The sequence below is a fragment of the Dactylosporangium siamense genome, assembly GCF_016862795.1.
Taxonomy (GTDB): domain Bacteria; phylum Actinomycetota; class Actinomycetes; order Mycobacteriales; family Micromonosporaceae; genus Dactylosporangium; species Dactylosporangium siamense.
The window spans coordinates 63,755-78,187 of sequence record NZ_BONQ01000033.1 but is presented as its reverse complement, the minus strand read 5'-3'; the positions used below and the strand labels follow the sequence as shown (position 1 = coordinate 78,187).

Sequence of the window (14,433 nt, the reverse complement as noted above, 5' to 3'; positions counted from 1 at the left end):
GGCCGGATGCAGCCAGGTAAGACCGCGGACACCGACGAAGAGGCGCCACTTCCGCCCTTCTCGGTGCAGATGTCCGAGCAGCTGGGCGGGGTGCGCGGCCTCATCGAGTCGAGTATCCCGATCACGCTCTTCATCGTGGTCAACTTCCTGGGCGACCGCTTCCACTGGTGGTCGCTGCGCACGTCGCTCATCGTGGCGGTCGGTGCGGCGCTGTCGATGGCCGCCTACCGGCTGAGCCGCCGCGAGTCGATCCGCCACGCCATCAACGGCGTGTTCGGCATCGCGATCGGCGCCTACCTGGCGTGGAAGAGCGGCGACGCCAAGGACATCTACCTGCCGGGCATGATCCTCACCGGCGGCTACGCGGTCGGCATGCTCGCGTCGGTCGCGTTCCGCCGCCCGCTGGTCGGGTGGCTCTGGTCCGTCATGCTCGACAAGGGCGAGACCCGCTGGCGCGACAACCCGCGCCTGCTGCGCGCCTTCGCCTGGCTCACCGTCCTGTGGGCGGTCGTCTACCTGGCGAAGCTCGGCGTCCAGATCCAGATCTACCAGGAGGACGACGCCAACCTGCTCGGTGTGGTCAGGCTGGCCCTCGGCTGGCCGCCGTATGCGCTGCTGGCCGCCCTGACGGTCTGGCAGGCCCGCCGCATCATCCGCGCCACCGAGCCGGCGCCGGCGAGTGCCGAGGTCGCCCGCCCGGCCGACTGACCCCTGCGCTCCTGCGGACCGGGCAGTGCATGACTCCGGTCCGTCGTGCGCAAGGCCCGCCGCTCCCGTCAGCCACCGGTCAGGCCGTGGACGGCCTTCCCTGCCGACTCCGCGGACACTTGCGCGGACGCGGCCGGCGGCCGCGACAGGCCGCGGCCGCTGACGGCAGCGACACGACCTGACGGTCGTGAACAAGCGGACCGAATCCGCCGTTTCTCATGATCCGGTAAAGCTCGTGCACCCAGGGATGCACGAGGTCTTCCGGATCACGGAGCTAGAAGAACTGCGGGCCGCGCTTCTTGCGGGTGTTCTCGACCGAGTCCGCGCCCAGCACCACGGCACGGACCGAGTCCTCCATCGCCGCCGTGACCACGAACACCAGCTCGTCGCCGACTTCGAGGGGGTCGTCGGGGGTCGGGACGAGGACGCGCTTGCCGCGCAGGATGGCGACCAGCGCCGAGTCGTGCGGCAACGGCACCTCGCGCACCGGGTGGCCGACATACGGCGCGCCCTCGGGCAGCGTGATCTCCACCAGGTTCGCCTCGGACTGGCGGAACGTCATCAGCCGGACCAGGTCGCCGACGGAGACGGCCTCCTCGACGAGGGCGGCCATGAGACGGGGCTTGCTGACGGAGACGTCGACGCCCCACTGCTCGTTGAAGAGCCACTCGTTCTCGGCGCGGTTGATGCGGGCGACCACCCGCGGCACCGCGAACTCGGTCTTCGCCAGCAGCGACACGACCAGGTTGACCTTGTCGTCGCCGGTGGCCGCGACGACCACGTCGCAGGAGGCCAGGTCGGCCTCCTGCAGGGAGGACAGCTCGCAGGCGTCGGCCAGGATCCACTCGGCGGCGGGGACGCGCTCGGGGCGGACCATGCGGGGGACGCGCTCGATGAGCATGACCTGGTGGCCGTTGTCGACGAGCTCGGTGGCGATGGAGCGGCCCACGTTGCCGGCACCGGCGATGGCGATCCGCATGATCAGTGTCCCCCTTCGGGAGCGGAGCCGGTGATTTTCGTCACGGAGGCGACCATCTCGTCGGTGACGAGCATGAAGGCGAGGTCGCCGTCCTGGATCACGGTCGACGCGGTGGGGAGCATGGCCAGGCCGAAGCGCATCAGGTAGGCCAGCCGGGTGCCGCTGCGGGCCTCCAGGTCGCCGACGGAGTGGCCGATCCAGTCGGGGTGCATCGGGATCTCCATGATGGAGACCGTGCTGGTCGGGTCGCGCCAGACCTCGACGTTGCCCTCCGGGACCAGGTGGCGCAGCATGCGGTCGGCGGTCCAGCGGACGGTGGCGACGGTGGGGATGCCCAGTCGCTCGTACACCTCGGCGCGTTTCGGGTCGTAGATGCGGGCGACGACTCGCTCGACGCCGAACGTCTCGCGGGCGACCCGGGCGGAGATGATGTTCGAGTTGTCGCCGGAGGACACGGCGGCGAAGGCGTCGGCGCGCTCGATGCCCGCGGAGAGCAGCACGTCACGGTCGAAGCCGACGCCGGTGACGGTCGCGCCGGTGAAGTCGCCGCCCAGGCGGCGGAAGGCGTCGGCGTCGGAGTCGATCACCGCGACCGAGTGTCCGCGCTGTTCGAGGCTCAGCGCGAGGGTCGAACCCACCCGCCCGCACCCCATGATCACCACGTGCACGAAACGCCTCCGATGTGTGCGGCACTCGTGTTGAGGATGCCATGCGCGGAGCGGACCGGTGCATCCGGCAGGCGCGCGACCCGTACGCTTAGCGGTCGTGGCCAGTCCCACCTCCCTGATGAAGCGGCTGCTCCTGGGCCGACCGTTCCGCTCGGACCGGCTGAAACACACGCTGCTCCCCAAGCGCATCGCCCTTCCCGTGTTCGCCTCCGACGCGCTGTCGTCGGTCGCCTACGCCCCCGACGAGATCCTGCTGACCCTGTCGATCGCGGGTGCCAGCTCGCTGCTGGTGTCCCCGTGGGTCGGTCTGGCCGTCGCTGTGGTGATGCTCACGGTCGTCGCGAGCTACCGGCAGAACGTGCACGCGTATCCGTCCGGCGGCGGCGACTACGAGGTGGCCTCGGTCAATCTCGGGCCGCGGTTCGGCGTCGCGGTGGCCAGCGCGCTGCTCGTGGACTACGTGCTGACGGTCGCCGTGTCGACCGCGTCCGGCGTGGCGAACCTCGGCTCGGTCGTGCCGTGGGTCGCCACCCACAAGGTCGCCATCGCGATCATCGCGATCGCCATCCTGACGGCGCTGAACCTGCGCGGCATCCGCGAGTCCGGCAGCGCCTTCGCGATCCCGACGTACGGCTTCATGATCGTGATGATCGGCATGATCCTCACGGGCTTCTTCAAGATCTTCATCCTGGGCGACGACCTGCGCGCCCCGAGCGCCGGGCTGCACATCGAGGCCGAACAGGCCCACCTCAACGCCTGGGCGATGGCGTTCCTGCTGCTGCGCACGTTCTCCTCCGGCTGCGCCGCCCTCACCGGCGTCGAGGCGATCTCCAACGGCGTGCCCGCGTTCAAGGAGCCGAAGAGCAAGAACGCGGCGACCACGCTGCTGCTGCTCGGCTCGATCTCGATCACCATGCTGCTCGGCATCATCCTGCTGGCCCGCAAGACCGGCCTGCAGTACGTGGAGGACCCGACCCGGCAGATCGTCGCCGGCCCGGCCAACTACGTGCAGAAGACGGTCACCACGCAGCTCGGCGAGACCGTCTTCGGCAGCGGCTCGATCATGCTGTACGTCGTCGCCGTGATCACCGCGCTGATCCTGTTCCTCGCCGCCAACACCGCGTTCAACGGCTTCCCGGTCCTCGGCTCGATCCTCGCCCAGGACCGCTACCTGCCCCGCCAGCTGCACACCCGCGGCGACCGGCTGGCGTTCTCCAACGGCATCATCCTGCTGGCCCTGGCCGCGATGATCCTCATCGTCGGCTTCAACGGCGAGGTGACCCGGCTCATCCAGCTCTACATCGTGGGTGTGTTCGTGTCGTTCACGCTGTCGCAGGCCGGCATGATCCGGCACTGGAACCGGCTGCTGCGCACCGTCCGCGACAAGGGCACCCGGGCCCGGATGATCCGGTCCAGGACGATCAACATCATCGGCCTGAGCATGACCAGCGCCGTGCTCGTCGTCGTGCTCATCACGAAGTTCCTGCTCGGCGCGTACATCGCCATCATCGCGATGATCGTCATCTACTTCCTGATGGTCGGCATCAAGAAGCACTACGACACGGTCGCCCGCGAGCTGACCCCGTCGGAGGACCGGCCCGTCCTGCCGTCGCGCAACCACGCCGTCGTCCTGGTCAGCAAGGTGCACCGCCCGACGCTGCGGGCCGTGGCCTACGCGCAGGCCACCCGGCCCGACTCGCTGACCGCGCTGACCGTCAACGTCGACGACCACGACACCCGCAACCTGCAGGCGGAGTGGGAGCGGCGGGGAATCCCGGCACCGCTGACGGTCGTGGACAGCCCGTACCGCGAGATCACCCGCCCGATCCTGGACTTCGTCCGGTCGAAACGGCGCGACTCGCCCCGGGACGTGGTCACCGTCTTCATCCCCGAATACGTGGTCGGGCGCTGGTGGGAGCACCTGCTGCACAACCAGAGCGCGCTGCGGCTCAAGGGCCGGCTGCTGTTCGAGCCGGGGGTCATGGTCACCAGCGTCCCGTGGCAGCTCAGCTCCATCGACGACGTCGACATCGCCAAGCTCGACGCCGCGTTCACCCGTGGACCTCAGCGCGGCCCACGCCGTACCCCCGAAACACCGGCAGAATGAGCCTGCTCGAGCTCGAAGTCGGCGCCGTCGCGCACGGTGGGCACTGCGTGGCGCGGCACGACGGGCGGGTGATCTTCGTCCGGCACGCGCTGCCGGGGGAGCGGGTCCTCGCCCGGATCACCGAGGAACGCAAGGGCTACCTGCGCGCCGACGCGGTCGAGATCCTGCTGCCGTCGCCGGACCGGGTCATCCCGCCATGCCCGTTCTCCGGCCCCGGCGCCTGCGGCGGCTGCGACTGGCAGCACGTCGACCCCGCCGCCCAGCGACGGCTGAAGTCCCAGGTCCTTGCCGAGCAGCTGGCCCGGTTGGCGGCGTTTTCGGCGTCGGTGCAGGTGGAGCCCCTGCCGGGCGGGCCGCTCGGCTGGCGCACCCGGGTGCAGTACGCCGTGGACGACGACGGGCGGGCCGGGTTCCACCGCCACCGCTCCGGCGAGATCGTCCCCGTCGACCGGTGCCGGATCGCGCATCCGGCGATCCAGGCGCTGCCGGTGACCACCGAGCGGTGGCCGGCCGGCTCGACCGTCGAGGCGGTCGCCGCGTCCGGCGGGGAGACCGCGGTGTTGACCCGGGCCGCCCGCAGCGGCCGGCTCACCGGACCGCCCGTCCGGGTCCGCGAGGTCGCCGCCGACCACGAGTGGAGCGTCGACGCCGGCGGCTTCTGGCAGGTCCACCCGCACGCCGTCGCCGCCTTCACCGGCACGGTGCTGGAGATGCTGCGCCCGGCGGCGGGGGAGCGGGCCTGGGACCTGTATGGCGGCGTCGGGCTCTTCGCGGCCACCCTCGCACCGCACTGCGGGCCGGTCACCGTCGTGGAGGGCGACCGCCGGGCCGTCGCCGCGGGCCGTAGGGCGCTGCGCGACCTGCCCGACGTCCGCTTCGTCAACGACGACGTGGCGCTCGCCCTGGCCAACCCGCGCTGGCGCAGCGTCGACCTGGTCGTGCTCGACCCGCCGCGGGCCGGGGCCGGCCGCGAGGTGGTGTCGTCGATCGCGGCCAGGTCGCCGCGCGCCATCGCGTACGTCGCGTGCGACCCGGCCGCGTTCGCCCGGGACACGGGTTTTCTCATCAACCTCGGCTACTCGCTGTCACACATCCGTGCGTTCGACAGCTTCCCGATGACCCAGCACTTCGAGACCATCGGCCTGTTCGAACGGGTTTAGACGGGTTTGGAGGGGTTTAGAACGGCCACATGCTGCGGTCGCCCGCTTCGAGCAGCCCGATCATGCCGAACCCGGCGTCCGTGAGGCCGCCGAACGTCCAGCGGTTGCGGGTCTGCGGGGTGTGGCCCATCCGGTACCCGGCCAGGTTCCAGGTGAACAGCGGCACCGTGTCGGGCACCGACGTGGACACGTTGCCGTCGTAGGAGGCCTGCTCGTCGGTCAGGATCACCACGCGATCCTGCCCGCGGAAGTGCGCCCGCACCGCCGACGCCGTGTTCGTGCCGCCGTTGTGGAAGTGCCCCTTCGCCTTGAACCGGTCGATCCCGCGCAGCAGCGACTCGCCCGGCTCGACCGGGAACACCGTGGTCCGGGTCGAGAACGACACGACCTTCGCCCGCTCGCACCGCAGCGCCAGCGCCAACCCGAAGATCACCGCCGCGTCCCAGCGCATGAGGGTGCCGTCCTTGGAGAACGCCGAGTGCATCGAACCCGACGTGTCGATGAGGATCAGCGTGCTGCCCGGCACCTCCGGGATGCTCGCCAGGCTCAGGTTCAGCGCCTGCTCGAGGGCCCAGGCCCACCGCAGCGACGGCGCCGCCCGGTATGCCGACAGGAACCGCATCGGCAGCTGCCGCGACCGGGCCACCTCGGCCGGGTCCGCCAGCTGCGCGGCGACCGTCGCGGCGACCTCGTCGGACACGCCCGCCTGGTCGAAGTTCCGAAGGTTGCGCAATTTTGCCATGTACCCCATCGACGGGATCATCGCCTCCCACAGGCGGTCCTTGGGCAGCCGGGAGCCTCCCAGGGACAGCGCGTCCTCCCAGGTCATGCCGGCCGCGCTGAGCCGTTCGGGGTCGAGCAGGACCGCCGGGTCCTCCGCCGCGTCGGCCCGCAGCGCCGCGTTGGCGGCGACCGTCGTCAGCGACCCGGCCACGCGCGGCTCGGGCCGGTTGTGCCGGCGGTCGAGCGCGAACGTGAACAGGTCGCCCTGCCACGGGCCGGCCGGGGCCGGGTGGGTCAGGTCGAGCACGTCACCGAACCGGAACGGGTGGCTCGCGGTGTCGTACTTGAGCAGGTTGCGCTCGGTGTACAGGCGCGCGGCCGCGTCGGCGACCCCCCGCTTCACCGGCTTCGGCACGGCCCGGCCGTAGCGCGACGTCCAGTACGCGAGCAGCTCACCCGGCTCGTCGGCGCGCTGCAGCACGTCGGCGACCACCCGGCGGTGCTCGCCGGTGCCGTTGACCAGGCCGGCGGCCAGCCGGGCGCGGACATACTCGGCGGCGCCGACCAGCGACGCGGTGCGCAGGTTGGCGCCACCGCGCAGCCAGCGCAGGAACCGCACGGTCCACTGCGGGTGCTTGACGGCGGCGGCGGCGATCAGCTCGCGGTAGCGCCCGTCGCGGTCGCCGGCCGGCTCGTAGAACGTCTGCTCGCCGACCATGTTGGTCACCGCGAGGAGGAACAGCTCCGACTTCAGGTCCCGCGAGTAGCCCGGGCCGCCCTGGTGGGTGACCCCGTCCGGCGTGATGTCGGTCTTGGTCCTGGTCCTGGTCTTCTGGTTGAACTTCGCCATCGGGATCACCTTCTTTGAAGACAGCGATGTCCCGTCGTGGTGACCCGAGATCAAGGCGGCGCCGGCACAAAGTGCTCTGTCCGCTGAGCTACGTCCCGTTGAGCCGGGACGGCAGGAGTCGAACCTGCGACCTCTCGATTAGCAGTCGAAGTATCCGGCGTCTACGCACCGGGTCACCACGGCGGGACATCGTGTGCCGGGAACCGTAGCAGCGGATATCCGGGTGCCGCCCGGTATTTTCGGCGCGGATGATGTGGCGATGTTCGATGTCCGCGCGGTCGATCTGCGGCTGCTCAACTCGCTGACGAAGTACCCCTCGATCCCGACGTACCACACGCTGGATCCCCGCGACGGGGGTCTGACCGACCCGGCGACGGTCTTTCCCGGCGGCGTCATCGCGACCGAGAAGGTCGACGGGACCAACAGCCGGATCGTCCTGCTGCCCGACGGCTCCTACCTCATCGGCTCGCGGGAGGAACTGCTGTATGCGAAGGGCGACCTCATCGGCAACCCGGCGCTCGGCATCGTCGAGCAGCTCAAGCCGCTCGCGTCGCGGTTGCCCACCGGCGACGGCATCCGCGTGTACTACCTGGAGCTGTACGGCGGCAAGGTCGGCGGCGCGGCGAAGCAGTACACCCGGGACCCGGCGCGCTTCGGCTGGCGCCTGTTCGACGTGGCCGACGTGGCCGACTGGCAGGAACCACTGACCTGGCCGCCCGCGCGGATCTCGGCGTGGCGCGAGTCTGGCGGCCGGCCGTGGGTGGCCGAGGACGGGCTCGTCACCCTCGCCGCGGCGGCGGGTCTGGAGCTCACCCCGCGAGTGTGGCACCGGCCCGGCGGTTCGCTGCCTGCCGAGATCGCGGCGATGCACGAGCTGCTGACCTCGTCGCTGCCGACCACGCTGGTCGGGCTCGACGGTGTCGCCGGGCGTGCCGAGGGGCTCGTCCTGCGCGCCCCGGACCGGTCGGTGATCGCCAAGGCCCGCTTCCAGGACTACGAGCGGACGCTGCGCCGCCGACGGTGAAAGTGGTGTCGTACCCGGCACGTAGACTCCCCCTGTCGACCTGGCCGGTCTGATCGGGACGTGGGGGGAGTGCTGGATGGCAACGCTGCGGGAGCGGCTCGCCGATGAGGTGCCGCTGGTCGCGGTCAGCTTCGGCGACGAGGACGCGGCGCGGGACGCGGCGCTCGTCCGGGACCGCGGCGTCGACGTCGCCGAGCTGCGCGTCGACTGGTATGCCTCGACGAGCCCCGAGCACGCCCTGCGCCAGATCCGGCCGTTCGCCGGCGTGCCGACCCTCGCGACGGTCCGCGCCAAGGACGAGGGCGGCTACTGGGCGGGGGACGAGCCCGAGCGGATGCGGCTCTACGAGGCGGTCATGCCCGAGGTCGACGCGGTCGACGTCGAGCTGGCCTCCGCCGAGATCCGGCCCGGGGTCGTCGCCGCCGCCCGCGCGCACGGCACGCTCGTGATCCTGTCGCACCACGACTTCACCGCCACCCCCTCCGCGGCGTATCTCGACTCGCTCGTTGAGGAGGGCTTCGCCGCCGGCGCCGACCTCGTCAAGGTCAGCACGATGGCGCACGGCCCGGACGACCTGCGGACCCTCACCGAGTTCACCCTCCGGCACCAGCACCGCGGCGTGATCGCCATCGCCATGGGCGCGGAGGGCGCCGCGTCGCGGCTCATGCTGCCGGTGCTGGGCTCGCGGATCACGTATTCGGCGATCGGCGGGCGACCGGCGCCGGGGCAGCTGCCGTTCGAGGAGACGGTGCGGCTGCTGGAGCTGTTCTCACCCCGCTTCGCGCGGCGGCGTTCCGGTGACTGACCCGACCGAACCCACCGAACCCACCGAACCCACCAGGCCGGGCCGCCCGGGTGGCCCGGCGGATGAGACCGGTCCGACCGGCTCGCCGCACGGGGCCGAGCCGGCGGATGTCGCCGAGCCGGCGGGTGGGGCCGAGCCGGCGGGCGGGGCTGAGCCGGCGGGCGGGGCTGAGCCGGCGGGCGGGGCTGAGCCGGCGCACGGGGCTGAGCCGGCGGGCGGGGAGTCCGCAGGGCCGTCGTCCGGGGCGGCGGGGGGTTCGCAGGACAGGCCGCGGCGGGATCAGTGGCGGCCGGTGCGGCGGACCGTGGCGCAGGTGACGATCGCGTTCACGGTGCTGTTCCTGGTGCCGATCATCCGGCTGGTCCTCGGGCACGACGACGGGGTGAAGGTCGAGCGGTCGCCGGGCGCGTGGGTCGTCTGGATCGCCGGCCTCACGGCGATGGTGGTGGCCGCCCTCATCGCGGTGAAGGCCCTGCGCGCCGGGGACCGGGCCGCCGAGGTGCGGTTCACGTGGTGGTGCGGTGGTCTGTGGGTCGTGGGGTTCGTGCTGACGACCATCTACTCCGGCATGGTCACCTGACCGGTCGGGAAGTTCGCCACCGGTGGGGGCGGCGTTTCGCGCCGCGTGGCCCTATCTTCTGTGTCGTGCCGCAAGCCGCGGTCCGCGATACGGAGGAACCATGACCCAGCCCCCGGGGCCCGACGAGTCAACGGGCCCGGCCCAGCCGTCCGAGCCGGTGCCGCCGGTGGATCCTGGGCAGCAGCGGGAGACCGCGCCGCCGGAGGAGACCGCCCCGCCCGCCGTCGTGCGTCCGGCCGTTCCCCCGGGCGGGGAGACCGCTCAGGTCCCGCAGCCCGGGTATCCGCAGTACCCGGGGCAGCCCACGCCGCAGTACCCAGGGCAGCCCACGCCCCAGTACCCGGGCCAGCCCACGCCGCAGTACCCGGGCCCGCAGTACCCGGCGGGTGGCTACGACCAGTCGCAGCCGTATCCGGTCCAGTACGACCCGTCGCAGCCGTACGTGATCTACCAGGCGATGCCGACGGGCGGGATGTTCCACGGCGCGATCGGCGAGGACGACCCGCTGGTCAGCCCCGACTACGCCGGCTGGTGGCGGCGGAGCCTGGCGATCGTCCGGCAGGCCTGGCAGCCCCTGGTGGCGCTGCAGTTCATCGGGTTCCTGGTGGCGCTGGCGGTCGGCGCGCCGCAGGCGCTGCTGGCGTTGAAGCTGGACAGCGAACTCGGCGCGATGGGCACGGGCGTCGACCCCGACACCGGGGCGCCGGTCATGCCGGACCTCGGGAAGCTCTTCCAGGTGTTCGGCCTGACGCTGGCCGGGTCGTTCCTGGCGATCGTGGTCGCGTTGGTGGTGAACATCGCGTGCAACCACGTCGCGGTGTCGGTCGCGGCCGGGTTGCGGCCGCGGCTCGGTGCGGCGCTGGCGCTCGCGGGGCGGCGGCTGTTTCCGCTGATCGGCTGGCAGTTCCTGGCGGGGCTGATCATCGCGCTCGGCGTCTGCGCGTGCGTCCTGCCGGCGATCTACCTCGTCGCGGTGTTCATGCTGCTGCCGGCCGTGGTGACCTTCGAGCGGGGCGGGTCGGCGATCAGCCGCTGCTTCAAGCTCTTCCACCAGGACCTGGGCGCGTCGATCGCCCGGATCGCGACGATCGGCGGGATCAGCATCGGCGTCGGCGTCGTCGCCTACATCATCAACCTGATCATCCAGACGGTCCCGGGACAGCCCACGTTCGACCCGGACTCGTCGAGCCTGTTCGGCGGCATCGGCGCCGGCTTCGTCGTCGCGGTGGTGATCGGCGCCGCCGTGGCCCAGTTGATGTCCAGCGGCGCCGCGGTGCTCACCGCGCCGCTGACGCTGACCGCCTACGCGGACCTGCGGGCCCGGATCGAGCCGACGACCACGGCGATCCTGGCGAACGAGGCCGGCCTGGCGCCCACGTACCCGCAGCCGCAGTATCCCGACCAGCCCCCGCCGCCGCAGGCGGGACCGGACGCGTCCGGCTCGGACTGGATGCCGCCGAACCGCTGACGCCGCCGTCCCCCGGCACAGATACTGAAAAAGTGGGATTAAGCCGGAGGAACCTACTCGTCGCCGGCGGGCTGACGCTCTGGCTGTCCGCGTGCTCGGTCGCCGGGGACGAGGCCGCCGGGGACGAGGTCGGCAAGGTGGAGGTCTTCTCCTGGTGGGCCGGGCCCGGGGAGAAGGAAGGCCTGGAGGCGCTCGTCGCGGACTTCCGGCAGCGCAACCCGGGCATCGAGTTCGACAACGCCGCCGTCGCGGGCGGGGCCGGGACGATCGCCCGGACCGTCCTGGCGACCCGGCTGGAGAACGACGACCCGCCCGATTCGTACCAGGCGCACGCCGGCCTCGAGCTCGACAGCGACATCGAGGCCGGCTACGTCGAGGACATCCGGTACCTGTACGACCAGCAGCACTGGCGGGAGCGGCTGCCGAAGGGCCTCGTGGAGGCGCTGACGTTCGACGGCAAGATCTATTCGGTGCCGGTGAACATCCACCGGGCCAACCTGCTCTGGTACAACCCGGCGCTGCTCAAGGCCCGCGGGCTGACCCCGCCGACCAGCTGGGCGCAGTTCCTGACCCAGGCGGCGGCGCTGAGGACCGCGGGGATCCTGCCGCTGTCGATCGGGCCGGCATGGACGCAGAAGCACCTGCTCGAGTGCGTCCTGCTCGGCGAGCTGGGCGCGGACGCGTACACCGGGCTGTGGAACGGCGCGACCGACTGGAAGGCCGCCGCGACCCAGCAGGCGCTGGCACTGTTCGTGCAGGTCCTCGACCAGTCCGACATCGCCACCGCCGCCGGTGACTGGCAGCCGGCGCTGGACAAGGTCGTCGCCGGGACCGCCGCGTACAACGTGATGGGCGACTGGGCCGACGCGTACCTGCGGACCAAGGGCCTGGTCTTCCAGGAGGGGTACTCGGTCGCGGCGAGCCCCGGCTCGGAGAAGGTCTACGACTTCCTGTCCGACTCGTTCACGCTGCCGAAGGGCGCGCCGCGCCGGCGGGCCGCCGAGCAGTGGCTGATCGAGTGCGGCTCGGTCAGCGGGCAGGACGCGTTCAACCCGCAGAAGGGGTCCGTCCCGGCGCGGTTGGACGCCGACAAGTCGAAGTACACCGGCTATCTCGCGCTCGCGATCGCGGAGTGGACCGACAGCGCGACCCGGGTGGTGGGCTCGCTCACCCACGGTGTCGTCGCCGGGACCGTGCGCAGCGCCGCGGTCGACGCGGCCCTGGCGCTGTTCGTGCAGGACAGGGACACGATGAAGTTCGCCGCGGCGGCCGGCGCATAAAGCCGGCCTTGGAAGCGCTGACCAGGTAACGAGCATGTGTGGAACCTGTCAAGATTCTTCCGGCCGAAGTGCGCGGATGCGAGGCCCCGTTAGAGTTGGGCCCCATGAGCACTGAAGAGACCGAGGCCGCCACCCTGCTGAGCTCGATCCGCAGTCCGGGTGACCTCCGCGACCTCTCGACGGAGCAGCTCGGGGTCCTCGCGGCGGAGATCCGCGACTTCCTCGTCGCCAAGGTCTCCCGCACCGGCGGCCACCTCGGCCCCAACCTCGGGGTGGTCGAGCTGACGCTCGCCCTGCACCGGGTCTTCGACTCACCGAAGGACCGCATCCTCTTCGACACCGGCCACCAGGCCTACGTCCACAAGATCGTGAGCGGTCGCCAGGACGGCTTCGACCTGCTCCGCCAGCGCGGCGGCCTCACCGGCTACCCGAGCCAGGCGGAGAGCGAGCACGACGTCATCGAGAACTCGCACGCCTCGACCGCGCTGTCCTACGCGGACGGTCTGGCGAAGGCGTTCGCGCTGCGTGGCGAGCCCCGCCACGTCGTCGCGGTCGTCGGTGACGGCGCCCTCACCGGCGGTATGTGCTGGGAGGCGCTCAACAACATCGCCGGCGCCAAGAACCCGCTCGTGATCGTCGTCAACGACAACGGCCGGTCCTACTCGCCGACGATCGGCGGGCTCGCCGACCACCTGTCCAACCTGCGGCTCAACCCGAGCTACGAGAAGGTCCTCGACCTGGTCAAGGACTCCCTCGGCCGGACGCCGCTGGTCGGCCCCCCGCTGTATGAGGTGCTGCACGCGGTCAAGAAGGGCATCAAGGACGCGGTCGCGCCGCAGGCGATGTTCGAGGACCTCGGCATCAAGTACGTCGGGCCCGTCGACGGCCACGACCAGGTCGCGGTCGAGTCGGCGCTGCGCAAGGCCAAGTCGTTCGGCGGTCCCGTGATCGTGCACGCGGTGACCCGCAAGGGCTTCGGCTACCGGCCCGCCGAGGAGGACGAGGCCGACTGCCTGCACGGCCCCGGCAGCGCCTTCGACATCGAGACCGGCAAGCTGCTCGCCCCGGCGAAGCTCAAGTGGACCGGCGTCTTCGCCGACGAGCTGGTCGCGATCGCCGACGAGCGCGCCGACATCGTCGGCATCACCGCCGCCATGGCGGAGCCGACCGGCATCGCGAAGCTCATGAAGAAGTACCCCGAGCGGACGTATGACGTCGGCATCGCCGAGCAGCACGCGGCGACCTCCGCGGCCGGGCTCGCGATCGGCGGCCTGCACCCGGTCGTCGCGGTCTACGCGACGTTCCTCAACCGGGCGTTCGACCAGGTCCTGCTCGACGTGGCGATGCACAAGCTGCCGGTGACGTTCGTGCTCGACCGGGCCGGCATCACCGGCCCCGACGGGCCGTCGCACTACGGCATCTGGGACATGGCGGTCTTCGGCGTGGTGCCCGGGCTGCGCCTGGCCGCGCCCCGCGACGCGCAGACCGTCCGCGAGGAGCTGCGCGAGGCCGTCAGCATCGAGGACGGCCCGACGATCGTGCGCTTCCCGACCGGTGCCGTCCCGGCGGACCTGCCGGCGGTGCGCCGGGTCGGCGGCGTCGACGGCTTCGGCGGGGTCGACGTGCTCAGCGAGCACGAGCGCAAGGACGTGCTGCTGGTCAGCGTCGGCGCGTTCGCGCACCTCGCCGTCGACGCGGCCGCCCGCCTCGCCGAGCAGGGCTACGGCGTCACCGTCGTCGACCCGCGCTGGGTCCGCCCGGTCCCGGTCGAGCTCGTCGGCCTGGCCCGCGAGCACCGCCTGGTGGTCACGATCGAGGACGGCGTGCGCACCGGCGGCGTCGGCGACGCGATCGCCAAGTCGCTGCGCGACGCCGACGTCTGGGTGCCGCTGAAGGACCTCGGCGTCCCGCAGGCCTGGCACCCGCACGGCACGCGCGCCGAGATCCTGGCCGAGATCGGCCTGACCGCGCAGGACGTGTCCCGCCAGGTCACCGAGTGGGTCAGCCGCCTCGACGAGACCGAGCAGCCGACCATCCCGGCCCGCGCCCGGCGCTGATCGACACCGCGACCGACGGCGGAT

General features: G+C 71.7%; 12 protein-coding genes and 1 tRNA gene. 9 read left to right on the top strand and 4 right to left on the bottom strand.

All coding sequences use genetic code 11. The features are described 5' to 3' along the window. Window positions 1–6: 6 nt before the first annotated feature. A complete protein-coding gene (locus tag Dsi01nite_RS11345) occupies window positions 7–708 on the top strand; it encodes a DUF3159 domain-containing protein (RefSeq protein ID WP_203846052.1) in 702 nt (233 codons plus the stop codon). Window positions 709–982: 274 nt separating this feature from the next. Here the strand turns inward: Dsi01nite_RS11345 and Dsi01nite_RS11340 are convergent, their stop codons facing one another. Both Dsi01nite_RS11340 and Dsi01nite_RS11335 read right to left on the bottom strand, forming a co-directional pair. After that, window positions 983–1,693 (bottom strand): potassium channel family protein, encoded by a 711-nt coding sequence (locus Dsi01nite_RS11340; RefSeq protein WP_203846121.1) that lies wholly within the window; start codon window positions 1,691–1,693, stop codon window positions 983–985. After that, window positions 1,690–2,355 carry a potassium channel family protein gene (locus tag Dsi01nite_RS11335; protein ID WP_203846051.1) on the bottom strand — a complete coding sequence of 222 codons (666 nt, stop codon included), beginning with the start codon at window positions 2,353–2,355 and terminating at the stop codon, window positions 1,690–1,692. Before Dsi01nite_RS11335 ends, Dsi01nite_RS11340 begins: the two co-directional genes overlap by 4 nt. A 97-nt stretch (window positions 2,356–2,452) precedes the next feature. Between Dsi01nite_RS11335 and Dsi01nite_RS11330 the strand changes: the two genes are divergently transcribed. Beyond that, window positions 2,453–4,462: an APC family permease gene (locus tag Dsi01nite_RS11330; RefSeq protein WP_203846050.1), complete on the top strand. Its 2,010-nt coding sequence runs from the start codon at window positions 2,453–2,455 to the stop codon at window positions 4,460–4,462. Continuing rightward, the gene (locus Dsi01nite_RS11325; RefSeq protein ID WP_203846049.1) at window positions 4,459–5,622 is read left to right on the top strand and encodes a class I SAM-dependent RNA methyltransferase; all 1,164 of its coding nucleotides are present in this window, start codon (window positions 4,459–4,461) and stop codon (window positions 5,620–5,622) included. The genes Dsi01nite_RS11330 and Dsi01nite_RS11325 overlap by 4 nt, the downstream gene beginning before the upstream one ends. A gap of 16 nt (window positions 5,623–5,638) precedes the next feature. On the opposite strand, the gene Dsi01nite_RS11320 is transcribed toward Dsi01nite_RS11325, so the two are convergent. After that, entirely contained in the window at window positions 5,639–7,195 is a 1,557-nt protein-coding gene (locus tag Dsi01nite_RS11320) for a TROVE domain-containing protein (protein ID WP_203846048.1), read from the bottom strand. A gap of 103 nt (window positions 7,196–7,298) precedes the next feature. After that, window positions 7,299–7,366, bottom strand: a tRNA-Ser gene (locus tag Dsi01nite_RS11315). 88 nt (window positions 7,367–7,454) lie between these two features. Here Dsi01nite_RS11315 and Dsi01nite_RS11310 point away from each other — a divergent pair. The 6 genes from Dsi01nite_RS11310 to dxs all read left to right on the top strand — a co-directional run bounded on the left by Dsi01nite_RS11310 (window position 7,455) and on the right by dxs (window position 14,409). Beyond that, complete coding sequence (locus Dsi01nite_RS11310) at window positions 7,455–8,219, top strand: RNA ligase family protein (protein WP_239135828.1); 765 nt, start codon at window positions 7,455–7,457, stop codon at window positions 8,217–8,219. Window positions 8,220–8,295: 76 nt separating this feature from the next. Continuing rightward, window positions 8,296–9,024, top strand: coding sequence for a type I 3-dehydroquinate dehydratase (gene aroD, locus Dsi01nite_RS11305; RefSeq protein ID WP_203846047.1), 729 nt, complete (start codon window positions 8,296–8,298; stop codon window positions 9,022–9,024). 313 nt (window positions 9,025–9,337) lie between these two features. Further along, window positions 9,338–9,604: a hypothetical protein gene (locus tag Dsi01nite_RS11300; protein WP_203846046.1), complete on the top strand. Its 267-nt coding sequence runs from the start codon at window positions 9,338–9,340 to the stop codon at window positions 9,602–9,604. A 100-nt stretch (window positions 9,605–9,704) separates the two neighbouring features. Further along, the gene (locus Dsi01nite_RS11295) at window positions 9,705–11,072 is read left to right on the top strand and encodes a hypothetical protein (protein ID WP_203846045.1); all 1,368 of its coding nucleotides are present in this window, start codon (window positions 9,705–9,707) and stop codon (window positions 11,070–11,072) included. Window positions 11,073–11,104: 32 nt separating this feature from the next. After that, the gene (locus Dsi01nite_RS11290; protein ID WP_203846044.1) at window positions 11,105–12,352 is read left to right on the top strand and encodes an ABC transporter substrate-binding protein; all 1,248 of its coding nucleotides are present in this window, start codon (window positions 11,105–11,107) and stop codon (window positions 12,350–12,352) included. A 104-nt stretch (window positions 12,353–12,456) separates the two neighbouring features. Then, a complete protein-coding gene (gene dxs, locus Dsi01nite_RS11285) occupies window positions 12,457–14,409 on the top strand; it encodes a 1-deoxy-D-xylulose-5-phosphate synthase (protein WP_203846043.1) in 1,953 nt (650 codons plus the stop codon). Window positions 14,410–14,433 lie beyond the last annotated feature (24 nt).

Excerpts from the sequence above, each read along its gene's own strand:
- Dsi01nite_RS11345 (WP_203846052.1), top strand. The coding sequence starts at position 7 with ATGCAGCCAGGTAAGACCGCGGACACCGACGAAGAGGCGCCACTTCCG.
- Dsi01nite_RS11325 (WP_203846049.1), top strand. The coding sequence starts at position 4,459 with ATGAGCCTGCTCGAGCTCGAAGTCGGCGCCGTCGCGCACGGTGGGCAC.
- Dsi01nite_RS11320 (WP_203846048.1), bottom strand. The coding sequence starts at position 7,195 with ATGGCGAAGTTCAACCAGAAGACCAGGACCAGGACCAAGACCGACATC.
- Dsi01nite_RS11310 (WP_239135828.1), top strand. The coding sequence starts at position 7,455 with ATGTTCGATGTCCGCGCGGTCGATCTGCGGCTGCTCAACTCGCTGACG.
- aroD (WP_203846047.1), top strand. The coding sequence starts at position 8,296 with ATGGCAACGCTGCGGGAGCGGCTCGCCGATGAGGTGCCGCTGGTCGCG.
- Dsi01nite_RS11295 (WP_203846045.1), top strand. The coding sequence starts at position 9,705 with ATGACCCAGCCCCCGGGGCCCGACGAGTCAACGGGCCCGGCCCAGCCG.
- dxs (WP_203846043.1), top strand. The coding sequence starts at position 12,457 with ATGAGCACTGAAGAGACCGAGGCCGCCACCCTGCTGAGCTCGATCCGC.